The 23,241-nt window shown below is 32.2% G+C and carries 20 protein-coding genes; all 20 read right to left on the bottom strand.

What is annotated here, in order from left to right:
* Window positions 1–8 precede the first annotated feature (8 nt).
* The 20 genes from ACFVQC_RS06500 to ACFVQC_RS06405 all read right to left on the bottom strand — a co-directional run bounded on the left by ACFVQC_RS06500 (window position 9) and on the right by ACFVQC_RS06405 (window position 23,206).
* Window positions 9–317: a lasso peptide biosynthesis PqqD family chaperone gene (locus tag ACFVQC_RS06500; protein ID WP_002111222.1), complete on the bottom strand. Its 309-nt coding sequence runs from the start codon at window positions 315–317 to the stop codon at window positions 9–11.
* Window positions 280–1,251, bottom strand: coding sequence for an aldolase (locus ACFVQC_RS06495; RefSeq protein ID WP_377897741.1), 972 nt, complete (start codon window positions 1,249–1,251; stop codon window positions 280–282). Before ACFVQC_RS06495 ends, ACFVQC_RS06500 begins: the two co-directional genes overlap by 38 nt.
* A gap of 77 nt (window positions 1,252–1,328) precedes the next feature.
* Window positions 1,329–1,454, bottom strand: coding sequence for a paeninodin family lasso peptide (locus ACFVQC_RS06490; protein ID WP_002087908.1), 126 nt, complete (start codon window positions 1,452–1,454; stop codon window positions 1,329–1,331).
* Between the two features lie 15 nt (window positions 1,455–1,469).
* Window positions 1,470–3,407 (bottom strand): lasso peptide isopeptide bond-forming cyclase, encoded by a 1,938-nt coding sequence (locus ACFVQC_RS06485; RefSeq protein WP_377897738.1) that lies wholly within the window; start codon window positions 3,405–3,407, stop codon window positions 1,470–1,472.
* A gap of 280 nt (window positions 3,408–3,687) precedes the next feature.
* Window positions 3,688–4,791, bottom strand: coding sequence for an aminotransferase class I/II-fold pyridoxal phosphate-dependent enzyme (locus ACFVQC_RS06480; RefSeq protein WP_377894617.1), 1,104 nt, complete (start codon window positions 4,789–4,791; stop codon window positions 3,688–3,690).
* A 59-nt stretch (window positions 4,792–4,850) separates the two neighbouring features.
* On the bottom strand, window positions 4,851–5,483 hold the full coding sequence (locus ACFVQC_RS06475) for an acetyltransferase (RefSeq protein ID WP_377894585.1): 633 nt from the start codon (window positions 5,481–5,483) through the stop codon (window positions 4,851–4,853).
* Window positions 5,480–6,094 (bottom strand): sugar transferase, encoded by a 615-nt coding sequence (locus ACFVQC_RS06470; protein WP_377894584.1) that lies wholly within the window; start codon window positions 6,092–6,094, stop codon window positions 5,480–5,482. Before ACFVQC_RS06470 ends, ACFVQC_RS06475 begins: the two co-directional genes overlap by 4 nt.
* A 157-nt stretch (window positions 6,095–6,251) precedes the next feature.
* Entirely contained in the window at window positions 6,252–8,894 is a 2,643-nt protein-coding gene (locus ACFVQC_RS06465) for a right-handed parallel beta-helix repeat-containing protein (RefSeq protein WP_377897736.1), read from the bottom strand.
* Between the two features lie 207 nt (window positions 8,895–9,101).
* A complete protein-coding gene (locus ACFVQC_RS06460; protein WP_377894581.1) occupies window positions 9,102–10,640 on the bottom strand; it encodes a lipopolysaccharide biosynthesis protein in 1,539 nt (512 codons plus the stop codon).
* Window positions 10,641–10,692: 52 nt separating this feature from the next.
* Window positions 10,693–11,592, bottom strand: coding sequence for an SP_1767 family glycosyltransferase (locus tag ACFVQC_RS06455; protein ID WP_377897734.1), 900 nt, complete (start codon window positions 11,590–11,592; stop codon window positions 10,693–10,695).
* Window positions 11,589–12,563: a glycosyltransferase family 2 protein gene (locus tag ACFVQC_RS06450; protein WP_377894577.1), complete on the bottom strand. Its 975-nt coding sequence runs from the start codon at window positions 12,561–12,563 to the stop codon at window positions 11,589–11,591. Before ACFVQC_RS06450 ends, ACFVQC_RS06455 begins: the two co-directional genes overlap by 4 nt.
* A gap of 22 nt (window positions 12,564–12,585) precedes the next feature.
* Entirely contained in the window at window positions 12,586–13,764 is a 1,179-nt protein-coding gene (locus tag ACFVQC_RS06445) for a glycosyltransferase (protein ID WP_377897731.1), read from the bottom strand.
* Between the two features lie 151 nt (window positions 13,765–13,915).
* Window positions 13,916–15,115, bottom strand: coding sequence for a glycosyltransferase (locus ACFVQC_RS06440; RefSeq protein WP_377897729.1), 1,200 nt, complete (start codon window positions 15,113–15,115; stop codon window positions 13,916–13,918).
* 111 nt (window positions 15,116–15,226) lie between these two features.
* Complete coding sequence (locus tag ACFVQC_RS06435) at window positions 15,227–16,414, bottom strand: glycosyltransferase (protein WP_377892257.1); 1,188 nt, start codon at window positions 16,412–16,414, stop codon at window positions 15,227–15,229.
* 67 nt (window positions 16,415–16,481) lie between these two features.
* Entirely contained in the window at window positions 16,482–17,684 is a 1,203-nt protein-coding gene (locus ACFVQC_RS06430) for a glycosyltransferase (protein WP_377892254.1), read from the bottom strand.
* Between the two features lie 80 nt (window positions 17,685–17,764).
* Entirely contained in the window at window positions 17,765–18,913 is a 1,149-nt protein-coding gene (locus tag ACFVQC_RS06425) for a glycosyltransferase family 1 protein (RefSeq protein WP_377897727.1), read from the bottom strand.
* Window positions 18,914–18,955: 42 nt separating this feature from the next.
* Complete coding sequence (locus ACFVQC_RS06420; RefSeq protein ID WP_377892250.1) at window positions 18,956–20,020, bottom strand: EpsG family protein; 1,065 nt, start codon at window positions 20,018–20,020, stop codon at window positions 18,956–18,958.
* 35 nt (window positions 20,021–20,055) lie between these two features.
* Window positions 20,056–20,949, bottom strand: a complete 894-nt coding sequence (locus tag ACFVQC_RS06415) for a glycosyltransferase family 2 protein (protein ID WP_377892248.1) — start codon at window positions 20,947–20,949, stop codon at window positions 20,056–20,058.
* Between the two features lie 5 nt (window positions 20,950–20,954).
* Window positions 20,955–22,064 (bottom strand): glycosyltransferase family 1 protein, encoded by a 1,110-nt coding sequence (locus ACFVQC_RS06410; RefSeq protein ID WP_377897725.1) that lies wholly within the window; start codon window positions 22,062–22,064, stop codon window positions 20,955–20,957.
* The gene (locus ACFVQC_RS06405; RefSeq protein WP_377897724.1) at window positions 22,049–23,206 is read right to left on the bottom strand and encodes a glycosyltransferase family 4 protein; all 1,158 of its coding nucleotides are present in this window, start codon (window positions 23,204–23,206) and stop codon (window positions 22,049–22,051) included. Before ACFVQC_RS06405 ends, ACFVQC_RS06410 begins: the two co-directional genes overlap by 16 nt.
* Window positions 23,207–23,241: the final 35 nt, after the last annotated feature.

Genomic DNA, 23,241 nt, shown 5'->3' with positions numbered 1-23,241 from the left:
TTATGAATCTACTTATTAGGGTGGTCTTTTATTTGAATTAAACCTTCTTGAAACAAACACTCTAAAAAGGAAAGAACTTGCTCTTCACAATCTTTTCGTTCAATATCATAGTTAGATACTAACATAGTAACAAGCTGATTAATTATTATCGGCTTTTCAATAAGCTCCCATATTTCTCCGCCTATTTCACCTAAGTTATAATAATTTCCTTTTTGGACATTTAACATAACTTTTTCTCCATCCATATCGCTTACTATATTACCTTCACTCTGTACAACATTATGTTCTAATGATATTTTTCTCGAATGAACAACCATCAGCCATACTCCCTTTCTGTATAGTATTTAAAATAACTTGCACAAGCTCATGAGCTGTAAATCTCGAAGCCGGGCGTCTTAATTGAAACATTTCCATTCCACTTGCAATATTAGATGAAGTTTCAAAATGCCATTCCATCAATCCTAATTTAGAAATCAAAGAATTCCTAAAAGTATGTTGGTATAATTTACACAAGCGTGTGAGACCTTCAATACGGGTCATCTCAATATCTTCTCCCTGCGTTTTTACTAATTCAATAACACCAGCAAGAGGTAATGGATCGGGAAAAAATTGAGAATTAACAGGAACAGCATACTTCGTTTCCCTTTCGAACAAAGAGCTAAATTGCTCTTTTTCCATTCCAAACTCATCTAAACTTTCTTTCCATAATTTTTGTTGTGGGTAAGACGGATCCACTATCGGGGTATTCTTACATAAAAGAGACACAGCAACTATATCATCACTTAAAAGTTGATATCCTTTACTCAAAAAAGCCGAGGCTAAAGTTGATTTTCCAGCCCCTGAATCACCAATTAAAGCATATGCTTTTCCATCTATAGCCATTACACTTCCATGCAACGGAAGTACTTTGCGTTGCATCAAAAGTGCACCCATACAAGTCCCCAGAATATATAGTCGTATTTTATTTTCTTCCGCCCCTGGCATAGGTAGAAAAGTAATTTTCTCGCCCGCTTGGACAGAAAATATTGCAGTCTGAGGAACATGAAACATCACTACATCATCTTCCACTACAATTGTTTTTTGCTGTTCTTCGCTATATTTATCCCATCGTTCAGATAAATCCGTTATTTCAATTTGAACATCCGCCATTTCTTTCTTTTCATTCAGCTGAGACAATTCGGGTAATGGGATTTCACTTACTATTTTTAACCCGAAGGCTTTGTATAACACATTCTCCATAGAATTGATCATCCTATTCACCCCACATTGTCAATTTTTTGAAAGCTCTTATATAACAAAGTTATATAAGAGCTTTATTTTCCAGTGACTTAACTATACTTCACCGGATCATCTGGATCAGGTTGAATCGAGTCAGGATATTTATGTCCAGGCCCCGCCATAGTCATATTAATATTTAGTACTTCTAATACAGGTTGTTTCCATTCCTTTTTCATACATATCACCTCCTTTCATATTGATTTTTTTATAAATCGATAGAAGATTATGCTGCGCATTAAAACTCTAAAATCTAGATCAAATGCATACTCTGGTCGAGGTTCTTTACAGATTTTCGAGATAGCTTTCTTAATTACCTCTACATTTAGAAATTCAGAGATTATTGGATCTACACTAAGTTCTTCAACTTCCTCAATGAATTCATTCCAAAAAGGAGCCATACGGTAAACACCATCTGCACCTTGAACACCCCGAACCCGTTGATTTAATCGTACTTTATCAGGAAGTAAATTTTTTGTGGCTCTCCGGATAAGAGATCGATCTACACCATTTTGAACATACTGTTCTTCCGGGACTGATAAACAAAATTGGACAATCCGTAAGTCATTTGTAGGATCACGATCCCATAAAGCATAACGTAACGATAGTTTCGTTTCATACGTTCCATTTATGCTCCAATAATATGTTTTTTCAAACTGTTCTCTTTTCATGTCATATGCATTTGAGATAGAGGTACCTGTTATATCAATATCCTGTTCTTTGAGTCTATCAAAAACATTCATTTTTTTTGCAAATTCCGGATTGATTATCCTAGGAAAAACATCTTGTTCCTCTGAAGAAAGTAACTGATGCAAAAATGGAAATGCCTTTCTTTTTACCACTTCAAAAACACGTGATTTTTTCACTCCTAGATTTCTACTATATAAATATAGTTCACGATAAAAACGCATCCAATGTAGCTTTTTTAACAACATTGCCTGATAATCTAAAATAGGCCCCCACGATACTGTCCAATTACCTCTTTGACCACTAAGGAGTACCCCTATTCCATGTTGAGATGCTTTTTCATAAACTCCACTCAACCAAAAAGTATTCTCAAAAAATTTATATGGCATCTCCATTGTTTCCAGCCAATCATCAATTTCCGATAGTGGGCTTCTCTCCGGCAGTTCTAAATAATAATCCTGTATATTCCCTACATGCTTTACAGTTGATTGAATAAATGGTCTTTCGTCGGCTATCCTACCTTTGTGTGTCCAATCTACAAATCCTTCTACTGGGACATAACTAAACGTATGTAATTTTTTATTTTCAGCACGTAAATCTTTTGCAGCAAAGCTAACGACAGAACCAGAGTCTAGCCCTCCGCTCAAATGAGCTCCTACTTTGTGATGTGTTCTTAAACGTGCCTTCACTGCACTTTGATACACATCTCGAAATGCCTCTTCATACTCTTCATTTGATTTTAAATTAAGCATTTTCCCAGTAGTTGGTGTATAGTATCGCGAAAAATTAACTTTGCCATTCTTTACCGAAATAGTGTGTGATGGAGGCACCTGTTCTATATATTTATAAACTGTTTGCTGTGAATCTACTGATTCGAAATTTACAGGTATAGCTAAAAATTCAGCAATCCACTGCTCATTCAATTTTTTCTCAACATATGGTAGAGTAAATAACGGATTTATAATAGTGCAAAAAGCAAACTTTTCCTCACCACGATAAAAATAAAGGGTTCGGCTTCCCGAAAAATCTCTGGCTCCAAAAAGGGTTTGTTTTTTCTCATCCCAAATCATAAAGGCAAAATCGCCTACCAAATATTTTGGAGCCGCTTCCCCCCACTTCTGATAAGAGAGTAAAATCAACTCACTATCTGTCATGTTTTTTCTATCTGCATAATCCACTTGTAATTTTTCAAATAACTCATTACGATTATCAATAATAGCATCTGCTGTAATTGCCAGTTGCTTTTCGTAATTATAAAAGGGTAATTGTTCACCAACAGATTCTGGTGTGATCCACTGTGCGTGACATCCTAGAAAAACATTTTCTTTATGCCATATTTGAATATCATCAGCAGGGTACTTTTGTAAATAACTCATTAACTGTGTGCCATGCTGAATCGATATAGTTTCTTCATTAAAATGAATAATACCTGTTATAGCACTCATTTTCCCCACCCCTTATACAACAAGTTACCGCAAAGGTTCTTTTTATTTAATACAACTTTTCTCCCTTGACCGAATTCTTTTTAAAGAACAAAAACATACATTTTAACTCCCAATCAAGCACACACTCTAACTTCCCTATCAAAATAGATATAGATACATTAAAATTATCATCACATTACTTTTTCGTCAATATATCAATGGAAATATACACCAAATAGACAATGTTGATGTTCATTATAATGAACATCAACGTACTTGTTTCTCTGTGAATTATTCCATGTTATATAATATTTATAATAGCCTGAATAACTCTCCGGTGATCCTCATCCATCATATTGGAACCCGATGGAAGACAAACCCCCTGTTCAAATAATCTTTTAGATACATCATTATCTTTCTGATGAGAATAATACTTACTTTCTTTAAAAAGTGGCTGCATATGCAGTGGCTTCCATGTAGGACGCGCTTCAATATTCTCTTCAGCTAAGGTTGTCAATAATTTTTCAATAGAGATACCAGATGCCTTTTCATCAATCATCATTGTTGTAAGCCAGCGATTCGAGTGAGTATTTTCTAATTCCGGCATAAAATAAAATCCCGGTATGTGAGATAACTCTTCATAATACCGATTAAATATACGCCTTCTAGCCCTCACTCTATCTTCTAACACTTCTAATTGCCCTCTCCCAACGCCAGCTAATATATTACTCATTCTATAATTGTAACCTATTTGACTATGCTGGTAATGAGGTGCTGGCTCTCTTGCTTGAGTCGCTAAAAACCTCGCTTTCTCTAATGCTTCCACATCATCAGATACAAGCATTCCACCACCCGAAGTTGTAATGATTTTATTTCCGTTAAATGAATAAACCCCAAACCTCCCGAATGTACCGCTTGCTTTTCCTTTATATGTAGATCCTAGAGATTCTGCTGCATCTTCTATTATAGGAACATTATACTTATTACATAACAAAAGAATCTCATCAATTTTAGCACTTTGTCCATACAAATGAACAACGATAACGGCCTTTGGTAATTCCCCTTCTTTATCCGCATCATGCAATGCATGCTCCAACGCTTGCGGTGACATATTCCATGTATCTCGTTCTGAATCAATAAAAACTGGTGTAGCTCCCAAATAAACAATCGGATTCGCACTCGCTACAAAAGTAAAACTTGAACAAAATACAGTATCTCCCTTTTGAACATCTAATAATTGCAACGCCAAATGAATAGCAGCCGTTCCCGAACTTACTGCAGCTCCACCATTAACTCCTACAAAAGATGCAAGTTCTCTTTCAAATCCATCAACATTTGGTCCAAGAGGAGCAATCCAATTTGTATCAAACGCATTTTGAATATATTTTTGTTCATTCCCACTCATATGTGGTGAAGAAAGATATATTTTATCCTTACTTTTTATCACGATTCTTCATCCCCCTCTTAATTTACTACATTAATAACTTTTGCAGGAATGCCAACAGCAGTACAATTAGATGGAAAATCATTTATGACAACAGAGCCTGCTCCAACGATAGACCACTTACCAATTTTAACACCTGGAATTATAGTAGCTGAGGCACCTATATGAGCCCCCTCTTCTATAGTGATAGAACCTGTAAGTGTAGCATGTGGTGAAATATGAACAAAATCATCAATTATATTATCATGTTCAATTATTGAACCTGTATTGATTATCGTATGGTTACCGATGATAGTATCAGCATTAACAACCACATTCGGCATAATTACCGTTCCGTTTCCTACACGAGCTTGAGGACTTATAATGGCCGTTTTATGAATTAATGTAGCATATATGTCAATCGGTTGATTTAATCTTCTGAAAATTATTTTTCTCACTTTATTATTCCCTATAGCAATAACAAGATTTATATCATTAAAATTTTTAATAATTTCCTGTGCATCTTCAATTGCTCCAAAATATAGATTATCTATAATATTTATACCTGTATACAAATCATCTAAATAACCGACTATTTCATACCCTTCATTTGATAAAATTATATCCTTCACAACCTTACTATGCCCACCACGGCCTATTATCAAAATTTTCATTTCCCCTCCCCCTTTATTTCTATTTTCCCTCCAGTAAACGGCTCCATTGTTACATGTCCAACATGATTTATCCCCTCTGTTTTAAGTACTTTTGTTATTGTAAGTACAATTATTTTCAAATCTAATAAAAAAGAACGCTTCTCTACATACCATACATCTAATTCAAACTTTTCTTCCCAAGTAATCGAATTCCTTCCATTTATTTGTGCCCATCCCGTAATTCCTGGTTTTACATTATGCCTTTTAGCCTGTTTACTAGAATATAGGGGTAAGTATTCCATCAATAATGGTCGTGGTCCTACTAAACTTAAATCGCCCCTTACAACATTTATAAGCTGTGGTAACTCATCAAAACTATATTTTCTAAGGACTTCCCCAAAAATAGTCAGCCTATTTTGATCTGGAAGTAATTCCCCATTACTATCCCTCTTATCCAACATAGTTCGAAACTTATAAAGATTAAACGGTTTTCCATGTAGTCCTGGACGCTGTTGTCTAAATAGTATAGGGGACCCTAATTTCAGCCTAACTAAGATTGCTACTACAAGAATAGGAAGCAAACATACAAATAATAATAATAAAGAAATACATACATCAAAAATTCTTTTCATGTACTATCCTCCTTACTTACTTATTTATTTACATTTAATACTCCTAACGCTAATTAACTCTTAAAACTTTATATACAATTAAACAAAACAAGGGGTAACTAAATTTAGTTATCCCTTGTTTTGTTTAATTATACCAATCCATCATTACTATTATTCCCTATTCTGCTATCCTACCAAATAATTTAAACACAGCTAACTCACTTAAATATTCCCATTCTGCACTACTGTCTACTTGTGAAGGTTCTGCTACTCCATTAGTGCTCATCACTTTACACTTATAAACTTTACCGTTAACATTTACAACATCATTCATTTTATATACTATATCCTTTTCCCAAATTGTATTATTAGCATTCCCTTCATTTAGACAAATCCAACCTATATACCCTCCAGCAACTGGATTCGAATTTTTAATTATTTGTCCGACTCTGAAGAATCCCCCAGTCGGTTCAGTTACACTATAAAAATACGGATCAAAGACACCATTAATATAATTATCTTTCTTAATGTGCTCATCCCTTAACTTTATAACTACTGTGTCCACAATATTATCTTTAAAGATTAAAGTAATTGAAGACGAAATCTGATTTACATTTACGCCTATCATACTCTTATTTGACCTAAATATATTATTTTCTATTAACATATACTCACTTGTAAACGTTTCATTCCAAAAGTTAATTATACTATCTGTCGATTCCGAATTAGGGTATTCAAATACATTATTAATAAATTCTATTCTCCCTCCAATGTCCCAGAAAAAGAATGCCGAGCCCCATCTTCCCCCTCTAAAAGTACTATTTTTTACTTTTAGCATGGCTACCGTTTGAGAAGATTCAACTATAAACAGATTATAAGCATCCCAACTAAATGAGCATCCATTAAACTCATATTCTGCTTGAGGAGTTTTTGTAGCAAATGATATTGTACCGCTGTTCTCAAAATTACATCCTGTATATACTCCTGGTGGTAAATTTGCAATGATTCCTTGCGGATGTTTCGTATCTATAAAAGAAACATTACTTAATCTCCATCCATTTTTCACACCAGGTGATACACCTGTCAAACTTGTACCCTCCACAGCGCTTCCTTTAATAACACAATCCGATATAGTTTGTGGTTCTGTTGAGAAACCAATTATTGAACCTAACTGTGAAAATGAATGAAATAAATCTTGATCACTAAAAAATTCACACTGGTTGACTTGAATGCAATATGCTTTATCTCTTCCCATTACCAACGCGCTATTATGGAAAATACAGTTACCAATAAGCGCTTCTTTATCTCCTTGATCTATTATGACTCGAGTAGCATACACTTGATTATTCACAAAAGTTACTTCCCCACCTAAAACACAACTTACTTCTCTTAAGTGATTATGATTTATGATAACTTTCTCTACATTCTGGCCTACTACTAATGAATTATTCATTAATTTATTTTGAATGATATTAATGTATCTACCACCAACTACGACAATGTTATATCCCTGATTATCATATATATTATTACGTTCAATGTTTATATATTGATTTAACCGATATCCATCTTCAATATCTATTGCTCCTTGAGGTGCCGTACCTTTCATTTGATAGATTTCACAATCTCTAATGTGAATATATTTTGCTCCAGATACACTTATTCCAAGTCTTCTACAATGATGTATTCTACATCTTTCAACAAATATATTTCTAGCAAACTCTGGAATTCTAACGGTTATTTTACAACCATCTTTCGAAGGTATCGTACTTTGATGAAGGACAATTTTCGCATAATCTGCGCCTTGCGGAACATTCACTTCTTCGAAAAACATTATCCTTTTCGTAGCAGCTACAAAAATATTATCAGCCTTATAAAATAACACATCATATAATTCTGTATTAATTTCCGAACCAATTCCACCATACCCATCGCCATATAATCCGAAATATCCCCATTTTGTAATGCTCTCATGATGCAAATCTATTTTTATGCTCGATCTAATTTTATTAGTATCTACTATTGGTGTACCATCGACATCACTGATACCACCCACTTCAAATGTACCAGCAAAATCATATTCTCCAATTTGTCCCCATGTACTTTCCATCGCTATACCGTCGCCAGTACAATTTAAGATTTCCATATTATCTATCGAAATATAACTAATATTACTCCCCTCAATAGGAGTCGTATTTCCTACTTCAATTCCATATCCCCATTCATGCGTATGAGGAATCGTTGTATAATCATGTGTATCTTTATCACCTTCAATCCTTCCATTTGTAATCCGAGAAAACTTTTGATTTCTTTGATATCTTACGATTGCATATTTAACTAATCCATTATCTCTTATTTTCAAAGTTGCTCCACCTAAATTTAAGGTCATAAAACTTTGTGGTTCAATTGGTGTATTCTCATCAATTAAATATATTCCCATAGGTAAAACAACTTCTATAAACCCTTGTTGAGATGCCCATAATAATGCATTATTAATCCCTTTAGAAGTATTATCAGCGTCCGTTCCATCATTTTTAACATTCCATCTCTCTAACTCAAGAAAATAAGTCCCCGAAACCAAATTAACAGATTCTGTTTCTCCAATCAGTGATTTATTTGACTTAAGGTTATAGAGTCCCCCTAATGTATTATCTTTGATTTTCCTCACTAAACTCTCAAATTTATTCTCTGTTGAAACTTTAATATTTCCTTTTTTCGTCCCAATAAATAACTCACAGGTATCTATACAAAAACAAAATTCTCCCTCGCTTAGCACAGGAAGATTCCCTTTCAAAACACATGTCACTTGAAATTTTGCCATGGTATATATAACCTCCATCTAAGATATAAGTTGACCTCTATTTAAAAAATCTCAACTCACATCCATACATGGGGATAAATATTTTATATTCCGCTTAAATACGTATCCCTTTAATAGAATACTATGCATTATATAAATATTATGTTAGGGCTAATTCTTCACGTTTTCTAATTAAAAACAATATAATATCTATACTTATTTTTTCACCTAAGCAACATCCCGTCCCTTTTTAAATTTTGATAACATCATACTAAAGATGTTCCTTATATATTTAAATTCTGTACTTTTATAAAAAACTAAAACGTATATTACATTTGGTACTAATAAGCAAATTACACCCTTTCCGACTAACGAAATAAAAGTACCTCCTTCTATAAAATAATTACATATACTCGTAGTAATGAAACCTGTAACTATAGTTAAAAATATATAAAATACATATGTTTTAAAATAATTCAAAACCGATTTCTTAAAAAGATTTTTATATACAATATAAGGCTGAATCCAAAGTACAGTAGCAATTGTACTTATCGCCGTGCCTATGAATATACCTACCAATCCAAAAATTTTAACTAATACAATGGATAAACTTAAATTGATTAACGCTTCAACTAACGGAATATACTTATCTTGTACAAATAATCCCGCTTTATTTTTAAAAATAGCTATCGCCGTCCGCATCCCTGTTAAATAAAAATTTATTAGTATCACTACAAAAACTATGTTATTTAATAAATACTTCTTATCAAGCCACCACCCTATAAATGGCTCTAACAGATTAAATAAAAATATGGTACAAAAAGAAAAGATCCAAAAATTCACTAGATAAGTCACTTTAAATATGGAATAATTTTTGTCATTATTCTCAGTTGCAATTAAATTTCCTACACTTGCTTCAATACCATTTAATATAGGATTTACTAAGGCGGATAATTGATTTATTATCATTGTATAGTTCGAATATATCCCGACCGTAGCAAGACCTAAAAAAGAAGAAATCAATATATTATCCGTGCCAAATACAATATATCCTCCAATATTATGCAAAAACATCGCCTTTACATTTATAATTAGATTTTCTTTCGTATCTTTATCTATAGAATACTTCTTTTTTGTGTTTATATAAGGATAGTTCTTATTCACGATCCTACCATTTACCACATTTTGAACTGTATATATGCTCAATTCTATAATTAAATACAATATATAATTTTGTGTATGAAGAAGTATGAATATTTTGAACAAAGTAGTTAGCACTTGGAATATGAGATCCATCCTAGCTAATATATATCCCCTTTGATCCGCATTTATTAAAGACCTCTTATGAGCATTTAAATATGTGACTACATTTTTTGCTACAAATATTGAATAGATTATCGCGACATTTGATATAGACTCCCCATCTTTCATTAAATAGCTTAAAAACGGATATATCATAGCACTTATCGCTAGAATAATTATTGCCAAAATCTGATAGATTTTTTTATATAATTGAACAAGGGCTATAACTTTATGCTGATTATTTTCTGCCAAAGGTTTGTACAAATTGTATACTATACTTGCTCCTATACCAGCCTCAATTAACGCTAACATGGATAAAACATTAATTAATAAACCATCTATTCCCAAATACTCTATTCCTAAACTATCTAAAAAAACTTTCCTCGATATAAATCCCAGAATAACAATAACTATTTGAGAAAATATACTTATTGATATGTTCTTGATTGAATGCATCGTTCGCATGATTAATCCCCTTCATCAACTATATCTCTTCGAAAAATTCAAAATAATCAAATTATATTACCCTGGCAATAATTTCACTCTCATACTTTAAGTCACTAATTGCATTCACATTAGTTCCATTATCTACTTCACCAATATACTTATTTTTTATAGGCTGTTTTTCTGTTACTTTCTTCAAAAACCATTCATATTCAACATCGATATGACCAATATCTAAAGTTTGATATCCATAAGAAGATAAATCATACGCTAATACCGTAGCTGTTGGACCTAGTGCAATTAATATTAATTTAGATTTTTTTTGGTTCTTTGCTATCTCTAAAATTTCTCTATACTTCGCAAAAGCATTTTTCGATGGGCATATTATCCTATCAATTGTTTTAACATTTTTAAAAAAATCGTTTCCTACCCCTAATCTACTTTGCACCCCTTCAATAACAATTACTTCTCTATCATCCCAAACATCTTTTATTTTATCAAAGCGAATTCCAGCCATACTCTTATCTTGATGGTCTATATATAACCTTGTAACTAATGCATCATAATATTCTTTATTCATACTTATACTCTTATAAATTCTGCTACGATTTAACTCTAAATATCTTTTCCAATATACTCTTGATTTTTCAGTGCACCAATTTAAATCTTTAAAAATATTCGGAATACAAACTAAATGCCCCACCTTATTACTCTTAATAATTTCATCCAGTCTATCCTTTAATTCTTTTGAATACGGCTGAAAGATTAAACTTTCTCCATTTATAAGAGCGAATTCACCATCACCAAATCTACTTACTGAACAATTATTACCTATAATATAGTCAAGCGTTTCATCAAGAGTTTTCACTGTTGGAGGCTGCCTTTTCACGGTAATCATCCTGTTATATTGAATGGTTACCTTATTCTTCGTTCCAATATATAAATAATATAACTTTAACAATGACTTCTTCATACCTGTCCCCTTTTTGCAAAATTGTTTATTAAAAATTTATACAATAATGGATGCAGCTTAGTCGCAAACAATAAGAACTTTACACTTTTCCCATACTCTTTTAAACTCATCGTTTTATAAAAATAATTATTCAATATACCAATAACCTTATAATATTTAACCTTATGTTCATTAAACCTTCCGCTCATTGATATTAAATTTAAAACTACCATCGAACAATTTCCTAGTTTTAATATAACTAAGCTATATAACTCCTTATAATATCGCTCCATAAATTTACACATTTCATCATAAATTAAGACTGAGTCAATTTTAAGCTCTTTTACAGCCCGATCCATCATGCTATTATCACGCTTTATATAATGATATTTAGGTTCTCCTATGAAACATACTTTTTTACACTTATGAATGACTTTATACGTAAATGCTGTATCTTCATATGACATACCTACTGGAAATTTAATATCCTCCAATAAATTTCTTTTAAATAGTTTAGTCCAAACGACTTCATCATACAATTTCCCTTCTAACATCGTCTTCATTGCAGTATTTCTATCGTGAATAATAAATGGATGGTTACTTGAAGTTACAATTCTATTACTGTAATGGATTTGACTACTACAAATAGCTATATCACATCCTTGTTCAACACACATACCATATAATAATTCATACATATCTGGTTCTATCCAATCATCACTATCCACAAACCCTATATAATCTCCCTTTGCATTTTCTAATCCGGCATTTCTCGCAGAAGATAATCCACCGTTCTCTTTATGAATTACTTTAATCCGCATATCTTTATCTGCATATCTATCACATATTTCTCCGCAAGTATCAGGAGAACCGTCATCAACAAGTATTAATTCAAAATCTTCAAACGTTTGCGCCAATATAGAATCAATACATTTATGAATGTATCGTTCAACCTTGTATACCGGTACTATAATACTAATTTTAGGATTCATAATTGACTCCCTTCATTTAAATTCATCCAAAAACTCTATCAATATTTTCTATATTATTTAATTCTTCCGTCAACAAATTCGTCGTTATTTTTTTACGTATTATCTTTTGATCTAAAAGATACTTAATTTTGTTATACAAATCTTCCTCATTCCATTCGACGATAAAACCATTATGCCCATTTTTTATTTGTTCATATGCTCCAGTAAAATTAGTTGTTACAATAGGTTTTTTTAAACATTTTGCCTCAGCTAAGGTGAGACAATATCCTTCATGTCTAGAAGTTTGAACATATATATCTGATTGATTTACATATGGATACGGATTTTTTGCTGATCCTAATAATAGAAAATCCTGTTTCAAATTATACTTACCTATTAACGTCTCATAATACGCTCTATTTTCCCCTTCCCCGATACAGTACCACCTTACATCGTATCCGTCTTTACGTAACATTGATAAAACTTTAATTGCAAGGTCTTGACCTTTTTCTTTTGAAAGTCTACCTACTGTTACTATCTTCATACCTTTATATCCATTATCAAATTCTATTTTTTCTTTTGCCATTTCGTTTATTAAATCCGGAAGTACAATATTAAAAAAGACACTTGTCTTACTTTTAACTATAGGAAACTTCTCTATTAAATGTTTTTGCGCTTCTTTAGAAACTACAAATATATTATCTAGCTCATCGTATAATTTTTCATATAATTTGGTATTAATTTGATGTTGAAAAACATCAAAATGTACCCAAGAAATCTTCTTTTCTGAAGTTACTTTATTTACTACATAATAATCAATTATGTCTGTAGGTCCTTGATATGCTATTGCAATATCATATTTATTCTTATTATGTGGAATGTCTTTAAAAATCTCTTTATAGAAAACATATCTATCCTTTAATTTTTTAGATACCACATAAGATAGTAAAAAATTTAAAGCCTTAATATATCTTTTATTTTTAAAGTACTCTTTAATCGTTTTCTTTGGTGGTTGCATAATTTTAGGTTTTATACTTTCAAACCAAGCTGCTTCTTCTATCTTTACCCAGCTTGGTAATTGTTTTAAAAATCCCCCTTTCTTCTCCAACATCAATACCGTAACATCATACTTTTCTTTTGGTATAACAGATAACAAAGAAAGAAGTGATTTTTCTACACCGCCTATATTCATACTACTTATCATAAATAGCACTCTTTTCATAACTATCTCCTTCTACCATCAAAATATTTTATGGCAAAATAAAAAACATCCTCTCCAAGATGTTTTCGCACGCAAAACAATTCATAGCGACTAACGTTCCATATTCCTGAAATACTATAAAAAGAATAATAACAATACCGTATGAAACAGGTTACACACTAGAATCTGCTATTCTATATAACTTTTCCAACTCATCCCTCGTATCTACCATTTCTTTTTCTATATTTTTTCTCAACCGTCCTTCCAACAGTTTATCACCTAATATTTGTACAATAGAATCATACATTTGCTGCTCGTCAAATTGAACTATTAATCCATTATGGTTATGATTTATTTGTTCACTCGCTCCTGTAAAATTTGTACTAATAATCGGATTGTTAAAGCATCTAGCTTCTGCGAGTGTTATGCAGTATCCCTCATAACGAGATGGTTGTACATATATATCACATTGCTTCATAAAAGGATATGGATTTGACATTGCCCCTAAAAATATATAGTCACTTTGAATACCATAATTTTCTACGAGTTTTTCATACATTCCTTTTTCCTTTCCATCTCCTATACAATACCATCTAACATTATAGCCAGCTTTTTTAAGCTTAGCTAATACCGATATTGTTAAATCCTGTCCTTTTTCTACACTCAATCTACCAACAGTAAGAACCCTTACTCCATCAAAATCATCCAAAAATCCGATTCCTTCATTTGCCATCTTTACTATCATGTCAGGTGAAATAATGTTTAAAAAAGTTTCTGTCTTATTAATTAATTCTGGCATCGTTTGAGTAAGTTTTTCCCTTCCTAAATCAGAAACTACAAAAATATGCTGGAACTTTTTATATACTTTACTTACAAAGTATTTGTTAAAATATATCTTTTCAATATCGAAATGTATCCATTGAACCTTTCGTCTAGCTTCTATTTTATTTGCAACAAAATAACTTATAAAATCCATAGGTCCGGCATAAGCAACTGCAATATCATAGTTGTTGTTTATAACAGTGTAATTACGCAAACAATATCTAAAAATAACACTCCTTTCTTTCATAATTTTTGATACTAAATACAAAAAAGTTGTTTGAACAGCTTTTATAACTTTTCCTTGTCTAATAAAACTGCTTATAACGACTCGTGGTGGTTTATTTAATACCTCTTTTATTTCCCCGTAATTTGTTAAATATTCTACATGTATCTCATCTGGGATAAACTCCAAAAAATCCCCTTTTTCTTCTAACATCAAAATTGTTATATCATACTTATCTTTTGGAATTTCTGCAACCATATTCAGCAAAGCCTTCTCCGTACCGCCTATATTCATATTTATAACCATAAATATAATTTTCTTCTTCATATTTCCTCCGAATCACCTTATCCTACTATTTAATAGAATACAATCTTCATTGATTAAAGATTCACTTTCCCGCTCTTATTAATAAGCTTTGGATTCTTAGATTTACTCAGGTTAATATTTTTCTAATAAGGCATACACCTTCTTAAGTTCCCCTTCCGTTCCAACCTGCTCATTCTTTAAGTTCTCACACAAATATTTCTTCAGTAAATTGTCCTCTATAATTTCTTCTATCCCTTCGTACACTTCTTCCGAATTCATCTTCACTATTAAGCCATTTTCCCTATTTTTAATTTGGTTATGAACGGTTATAAAATCAGTTACTACTATAGGTTTTTGAAATATTCTAGCCTCTGCTATCGCTAATCCATATCCTTCATACCTTGACGGTTGTACATATATATCACTTTGTTTTATAAAAGGGTATGGATTCTTGTGAGTACCCAATAGTATAAAAGTATCGTGTAAATTATATTTACTTATCATCTCCTCGAGTTTATTTTGAAGATTCCCTTCTCCTATTACATACCACTTAAATTTATACCCTTTTTGCTTTAATTTATAACAAGCTTCTACGGCCAGTTCATACCCTTTTTCATACACTAACCTACCAATAGTTAATATTCGTAATCCCTCAAACTGATCACTAAACCCCTGCCCCTCATTTGCCATCGATTTAATTAGAGTCGGCGATATAATATCATATACAACCTGGATCCTTGACTCTATTTTAGGAATTTCTTGAATCAATACTTCCTTACAAACATCGGACACGGCTACTATTTCATTAAATTCCTCATAATAGTTCAAATCAAAATCTTTATTATATGCAGCTAACCTATAATCTGTATTCACCCAGGCAATTTTTTTACTTGCGTAAACCTTATTCGCCACAAAATATGTCGGCATTCCTTGACTATAAGCTATGGCAACATCATATTTCCCCTTTAAATTATCCATCCCTTTAGACACCCATCTCCAAACTATTTGAGCTGCATGTAAATTATTATTTATGTATGGATTTCTAAGAGATATCGAAGCTCCAATTCTAAGAAATAACTCTTTAAAGTATTTATGTTTAATTAAATTTTTAAATTTCTCCGCCTGCTTTTTAATAACTATCGGTACATCTAATACGTTTACCTGCTTTGGAAGTAATGGCAAATACAATCCACTAGCAGAAAACATTAACAAATCCACTTCATATTTTTCATAATCCAATAAAGAAAGTAAAGAAACTAAACTTTTTTCTGCTCCTCCACTTTGTAACGAATCTATGACGAATAAAACTTTTTTTTTCATAACTATCACTACCCTAAAGTGTTTTTATTGCGCTCAAAATATTAAACATCATTTATTGATTCTAGCTTTATGAAAATAATGCATATAATTTATCAATTTCATTACGATTTCCGTATTCACCTTTAAGCGTATTTTCCGCCAGTTTTTCCCTCAGCTCTTTATCACCAATAAGTTTCTTTATTCCATTAGCTATCCCATTTATCCCCATCTCAGTTACTATTCCATCGACCCCATCCCGCACCTGACTATTAGCAGTTGAAAAATTAGTAATAAGTACTGGCTTTCCAATAATTTGCGCTTCACGAACTGTTACAGCTTTCCCCTCATACCTAGACGGTTGCACATATATATCACATGCTTTTATATATGGATAAGGATTTGTTTTTTTACCCAGTAAAAAAAATCTTTTTTCCAGATTAAGTTCAGCTAATAACTTCCTAAGTTCAGCTTCTTGTGCTCCATAACCAACTACATACCATTCAATATCATATCCCTGATCTATTAAATCTCTTAATGCATACATAGCAAGATCTATTCCTTTTGCATACGATAACCGTCCTACCGTAACAAGCTTTACTTTTCCTGATTTCACCTGTATTTCTTCGGTAATATCTTCTTGATAAGCTTGCTCACGCACGAACTCAGGAGATAGTATATTTTCTATAATTTCAACCTTTTTATTCACATTTGGTAAACTACTAAGAAATGAATCTCTACATCCTTCTGAAACCGCTACGATATTATCCATCTTGCTCCACATTTTATACTCCATGTCTGTATTAAGTTTTATATTTGAATAATCCGTATGGATCCAACCAATTTTTCTTTTCGCTCGAACTTTATCTCCAATAAAATAATGTGGCCATAAAAAACTAATTGCTACATCATACTCCTCTTCCAATTTCGGTATAAAGGGTAACGTTATTCTCCAACCATATTGAATAACAAGGTATCCAGCTTCTTCACTTTTTACATATCTCCCATGTGCATCACCTAAAATTCTCCCCAAGGTTCTTGTCAATCCAATTGTAATTTGTCCTTCTTGCAATATTTGCTTGATAGATTTTCTAAAAGTAGTATATTGTTTTACTTCCTTTAACAAATTAGGCATTTTAGGCAACAAAAAAAGAAACTCTCCTTCGTGTTTAAATAACATCAAATCTACATCATATTTGCTATAATCGATTGTATTCAATAAACCGATTAAACTTCTTTCTACTCCACCAATTGCCATATCAAATGATGTAATGAGAATTTTTTTCTTTTTCATTTTCTAATCCCTCACCCAATTTATTGTAAAGTTTTATAATAATAGCCTTGCCTTCATCGTATATAAATACTTACAATTAATTATGACTCCCTATACTCTACTCCATATAATGCTAACCAATCTGGAATATTATTCTTAATATCAAAACCTAATTCCGAAATCTTATTAACTACTATTTGTGTATTCAATTTTTCTTTTAATAAAGCTCCATGAATTTCTGCAGACCATATTTCCAGTTTTTCATCTAAACTAATAAATGATATTATTCCTAAACCCATATCGACATTTTTAGTTATTGTATTTGCTACTACGCATGGTACCCCCGCACATTGTGCTTCTAATGCCACAATACCGAATCCCTCGAATAAAGATGGAAAAAGAAAAACATCAAACATCCTTATAATTCTTGGAATATCTTTTCTTACCCCCAAAAATCTAATTTTTTCATAGATACCTAAACTTTTTGCTTCTAACTCAATAGAATCCTGTAACGGACCATCTCCTACTAAAACAAGCATAAATTTCGAATCAGACTTTAATACCTCTTTGAACACCTTTAACATAAAAATATGATTTTTAGATTCAGAAAAACGACCAATATGACCTATCACCTTCGCTCCAACTGGTATGTTGAATTCTTCTCTTACTTTATTACTATCCTGTATATCTACATTAACAAATTGATTAGTATCTATTGCATTTTTCACTATCTTTACCTTTGTATTACCAATATTTTCATTAAATAAAAAGCGTGCAGCTTCAACACTGCACGCACAATAATTTGTTCCAGCATAAGCAATAAGTGTTCGTAAAAAAAACAACAAAACTTTCCCTTTCATCCCTGATCCTATCGGCCAATTATTACTATGTGAATGACAAACTCTTATTTTTATACCAGCTATTTTGGCAGCAACAGCAACAAATCCCCCTTGGTAATCAGTATGTGCATGTGCTGCCACATATTGATTACTAGACATTACCTTAACAAGCTCTTTAATGTACGAAAGAGGGCCTGCCTGTCCTAAGCTAGATATTCGATATATTTTCCCACCCAATGCAATTATTTCCTTATCATAATCACATTCTTCACTTTTATGGGAAACAAAATCAAATTGTACCTTTTCTCTATCTACATTCCTATATACATTCATTAGCAACGCCTCTGCACCACCTCGGTCCATCGCACTAACGATATGCAACACCCTTTTAGGTCGTTCTAGTTTACACATTGAAAATTACTCCCATCTAAGAATGATTTTCAAATATACATTTTATCCCCAAAAATTACTCTTATAAACTATCCCTAAAGTAATAACATGTTCATATACAAAATAAATAAAGTAACATAATATTACTGCATAGTAAATTAACTTTTGATCTTTTTCAATAAATAACTTTATAACCCACGATATCAATATCAAATGGTATAATCCAAAATATATAGAGAACCTTGCAAAAATCCAATTTTGAGTTGAGATAATCATAAAAACTAGACCTAATAACGCCATATTTACGATATAATCACTCTCCGGAAAAATCTCTCGTAATCTATGCCTTCCAATAAAAGCGAGGATGAGTGGTGTTGCATCTACCGCAACCCTAAGAATATTAGCCCCACCTTCTTGAAAATCCTTATAGTGACCATATTGTGTATCCCCTATAGTTGCAAAGAAAACTTCTGCAAATTGATTAAATCCTATTACAATAAGCACCGCAAAAAATAGTAGTATAAATGTTATTGTCGACCAAGCTTTTCTTCGGACTACAAAATAAATAGGAATCAATACAAGAGCACTTTGATGAAAAGTAGATGCAAATAGAACTATTAAAAAATATTTTTTCCAATTCCCATCTAAAATATATTTTGTTGCAGCAAAAATAATAGCTGCTGTTAAATACTGTCTCACTCCATTCATTGAAACTAAGTACATCCCCGATGCTATATATACATATAAACTTAACTCAATCATTTTTGAATATTTATATAGAACTGCTACTATTAATATATTTGTTATTAACGCTGTTATAAAAATTAGAAATTGGGGATCATCCGTATACACTTTTAATATCATTTGTAAAATACTAAACCCAACATCCTTACTACTTTGAATATACCCCCAATTGAAATCAGTAACTTTAAAAGCATGCATATAAAAATACGTATCACCAATATTATTTCTAAAACCAGATATTAATACAAGAGAGGTAGTAGCCATTAAAATCAATAATCGATTCGGCTTTAACATCACAATTCCTGTAGTTACCGGCATAGCAAAATACCTTGCAAAAAATGCGAGTATGAATACTATAAAAAGATTCATCCAAAGTATAGTCATTGTTATTCCCTCTCATTTAACTACCAAATAGATTTCTATATATTTGCTTTCACTCTTGTTTTTACTGTTATATAACTATAAAGGATAACTCCAAATGGCAGTGCGCAAAGTGTAAGCACTTTGCATGGTGACTCTTTTATAAATCTTATATTTCTTACCATAAAGCTACTTGATACATAATGTACAGCTTGCCTATATTTAAATAACCTATTTGTAAATGGTAGCTTCATCAGTTCCTTACGATAAAAAGCAAAACCTTTTGGATTCTTACGATACTGATTTAACATATTCATCGAAGAACCGTCAGACAGATATTCAACATAGCAAAGAGCTTCATTCATCAGTAACATCTCATATTTCTGATCCAACATATAATATTTATATGCCAAACCTACATACTTCTCATTTTTAAAAATCGGATATGGATACTTCTTTGTTAGTTCTGTACGATATACTAATTTCTTATCTCCAGTTACACCATGTCTATTGTAGAGATTAAAAAGTGTAGAACGGTTAAGATGTAATGGTAACTTTGAACCAATTACTTTCTCATCTTTATATAAATCAAGAGCGATTATCCCACTTACCTGTTCATTTCCATTTTTATTCCAAAAATTAATGATTTTCTCTACGGCATCACTGGGCATTGAATCATCTGAATCAATACATACATTGAGTTCTGTATCAATCATTTCATAAGCTGTATTATGGGCACCATGCATCCCTTGATTTGGTTGCCAATAATACCGGATGTCTATGTAATCTTCAGAAATCCAAGAATGCACTAACTCCTTTGTATTATCATCAGATCCATCATCTATAATAAGCCATATAAAATCTTTACACGTTTGCTGCTTCAAGCTTTCATAACACCCCTGAAGACAATACGCTCTATTATATGTAGGGGTAAAAACCGTTAGTTTTTTCAAATTTCTCACCTCGATACTGCAACATAAAATTTTTGAGTGAACCCAGTAATATTTTTTATATCGTATCCTTTTTCAGCTAACGCAAATTGTGCAATGCTCCGCGATATCTTCCTATCCGCTATACTTTGTAATTTCCCTATCCACTCTCTTACATCTAACAAAGAACACTGTTCAACTAAATTCAAACCCAAATCTACATCTTGCGTAATAGTGTCTGATATAATACACGGTAAACCCGCCCCTTGCGCTTCAATAAGAGTAACTGGCAAACCTTCATAAATAGATGGAAATATAAACGTATCAAATGCTTGTAATAAACAATTAATATCACTACGTACTCCTAAAAATTTAACCCTATCTGTTAAATTTAGTTTCTCTACTTTCTTCTCCATTTCTACCCGAAGTGGTCCATCTCCCACTAACAAAAGAATAGATCTCGGTCGAGATTCTATTAATTGAGCAAAAATATCTATTAGAAAAGTATGATTTTTTGGATATGCAAATCTTCCAACATGTCCAATCACAAAAGCATCCTCATGAAGTTTCAATTCTTTTCTTACTCGCTCTCTAATTTCTGCAGAAAATGCAAATTTATCACATTCAATTCCATTTTTAAAAATCTCAGTTGCCCTTGCTCTATTAGTAAACAACCATTGTGCTGCAGCTATTGAACATGCAAAAAAATGTGTTGCACACGGCGCAATAAATGCTCCTGCATACCATTTATACATTTTTGCTATAATCCCACCCTCACTACTTGTACTATGACTATGCGCAATCCTAACTGGCACCCTTGCTTTCTTAGCTGAACGAAGTACAAATCCACTCATTTTGTCCATGTGTGAATGTACAATTCTATATTCTTGATGAGAGGAAAAAAAAGTATCCAGCGCTTGTATATATCCTCTATGACCAACATCTGTAACATATGGAATTCTATGAACTTTTCCGCCTAACTTTACTATTTCTTCATCAAATACTCCCTCTTTACAAGTTAAAAAATCAAATTGTACTTTTGAGCGGTCTATATTACGATACAAATTCATAATTAAAGTTTCGGCTCCGCCTCTATTCATATTTACGACTACATGTAATACTCTCAATGGAGTGCCCAATTTAAATCCTCCATTTCATCCATATATGTTGTATAAATTTCTTGTTTCTCTTTCAATACTTCATTAACTGAATATTCATTCGTAATAATAGTACGTCCACACTGTCCAAACTGAGCTTGTAATTTAGTATTTTTAGAAATAGAATTTATTCTTTCAGACATCGTCTTTATATCATCACGATCTATAATCCAACCATTTTTATTACTAATAATTAGCTCCCTATGTCCCCGATTGTCAGTAGCTATAACCGGAAGTCCACAAGCCATAGCTTCCATAATATTAACTGGTAAACCTTCCCGGTAACTCGATGCAACAGCTAAGTCACACAGCTGCAACAAAGAGGCTATATCATTTCTATAACCAAGAAAGTGAACCATATTACTCACGCCTAGTTGAGTCGCTATTTTTTTGCACTCTTCCTTTAACGGTCCTTCGCCAGCAAGTAGAAGCTTTGCATGCGGAATTTCATTTTTCAACTGCGCCAATGATTGAATTAAGAAGTTTTGGTTTTTGTTCTTATTAAATTCGGCAGCATAAAACATTAAAAAATCTTTTGTCTTATAACCATTTTTAAGCCTTAATTGCTCTTTTTCATTTTCAGTAACAGGAACATATCGTTCTATATCTACTCCTACACCATGAACAAGTTTAATATTTTTCACCTGAAATCGATGTCTTACGGCTAAATTGTAATCTTCTTGATTAATTGTTATGAGACAATCCGTAGTAGTAGCTAAACTTCTTTCAATCGGATAGTATAGAAGCCAATTTATGAATGGTGATCCTTTACAAAAATGAAATCCATGTGCTGTATATACGACTTTCGTTCCTTGCTGCCTGGCTTTTCGAGCAGCTAAACGAGCAATTACTCCTCCCATAGGCGTATGACAATGAATGATATTATATTTATTTTGATGAATAATTGATTTTAGTTTTTTATATGCGTGGAGGTTTTGTATGCTAAGAGGTGATCTTTGAATAGGAATATTATATTTTTGAGTTACGTACGGAAGATGTATATTCCCATTCGCTGCAACATGTACTTCCCATCCTTGGTCTGCAAACCATTTCAAATATGGTAAATGAAAAGCTTTAAAATGATAATCCACAGTTGCACAAAACAGAACTTTTTTAGACATCATTCCCACGCACCCATCTTATTTTATTCTTATTAAGC

Source organism: Bacillus sp. NPDC057893, from assembly GCF_042796455.1.
Lineage (GTDB): Bacteria > Bacillota > Bacilli > Bacillales > Bacillaceae_G > Bacillus_A.
Note: the sequence above shows the minus strand (reverse complement) of the source record. Positions and strands in the feature narration are given on the sequence as shown.

Coding starts and splice junctions, on each gene's coding strand:
- ACFVQC_RS06405 (WP_377897724.1), bottom strand. CDS start 23,206: ATGATGTCTAAAAAAGTTCTGTTTTGTGCAACTGTGGATTATCATTTT.
- ACFVQC_RS06465 (WP_377897736.1), bottom strand. CDS start 8,894: ATGGCAAAATTTCAAGTGACATGTGTTTTGAAAGGGAATCTTCCTGTG.
- ACFVQC_RS06455 (WP_377897734.1), bottom strand. CDS start 11,592: ATGAAGAAGTCATTGTTAAAGTTATATTATTTATATATTGGAACGAAG.
- ACFVQC_RS06450 (WP_377894577.1), bottom strand. CDS start 12,563: ATGAATCCTAAAATTAGTATTATAGTACCGGTATACAAGGTTGAACGA.
- ACFVQC_RS06470 (WP_377894584.1), bottom strand. CDS start 6,094: ATGAAAAGAATTTTTGATGTATGTATTTCTTTATTATTATTATTTGTA.
- ACFVQC_RS06430 (WP_377892254.1), bottom strand. CDS start 17,684: ATGAAAAAGAAAAAAATTCTCATTACATCATTTGATATGGCAATTGGT.
- ACFVQC_RS06460 (WP_377894581.1), bottom strand. CDS start 10,640: ATGCGAACGATGCATTCAATCAAGAACATATCAATAAGTATATTTTCT.
- ACFVQC_RS06475 (WP_377894585.1), bottom strand. CDS start 5,483: ATGAAAATTTTGATAATAGGCCGTGGTGGGCATAGTAAGGTTGTGAAG.
- ACFVQC_RS06490 (WP_002087908.1), bottom strand. CDS start 1,454: ATGAAAAAGGAATGGAAACAACCTGTATTAGAAGTACTAAATATTAAT.
- ACFVQC_RS06485 (WP_377897738.1), bottom strand. CDS start 3,407: ATGAGTGCTATAACAGGTATTATTCATTTTAATGAAGAAACTATATCG.
- ACFVQC_RS06435 (WP_377892257.1), bottom strand. CDS start 16,414: ATGAAAAAAAAAGTTTTATTCGTCATAGATTCGTTACAAAGTGGAGGA.
- ACFVQC_RS06420 (WP_377892250.1), bottom strand. CDS start 20,020: ATGACTATACTTTGGATGAATCTTTTTATAGTATTCATACTCGCATTT.
- ACFVQC_RS06425 (WP_377897727.1), bottom strand. CDS start 18,913: ATGTGTAAACTAGAACGACCTAAAAGGGTGTTGCATATCGTTAGTGCG.
- ACFVQC_RS06495 (WP_377897741.1), bottom strand. CDS start 1,251: ATGATCAATTCTATGGAGAATGTGTTATACAAAGCCTTCGGGTTAAAA.
- ACFVQC_RS06480 (WP_377894617.1), bottom strand. CDS start 4,791: ATGAGTGGGAATGAACAAAAATATATTCAAAATGCGTTTGATACAAAT.
- ACFVQC_RS06445 (WP_377897731.1), bottom strand. CDS start 13,764: ATGAAAAGAGTGCTATTTATGATAAGTAGTATGAATATAGGCGGTGTA.
- ACFVQC_RS06500 (WP_002111222.1), bottom strand. CDS start 317: ATGGTTGTTCATTCGAGAAAAATATCATTAGAACATAATGTTGTACAG.
- ACFVQC_RS06440 (WP_377897729.1), bottom strand. CDS start 15,115: ATGAAGAAGAAAATTATATTTATGGTTATAAATATGAATATAGGCGGT.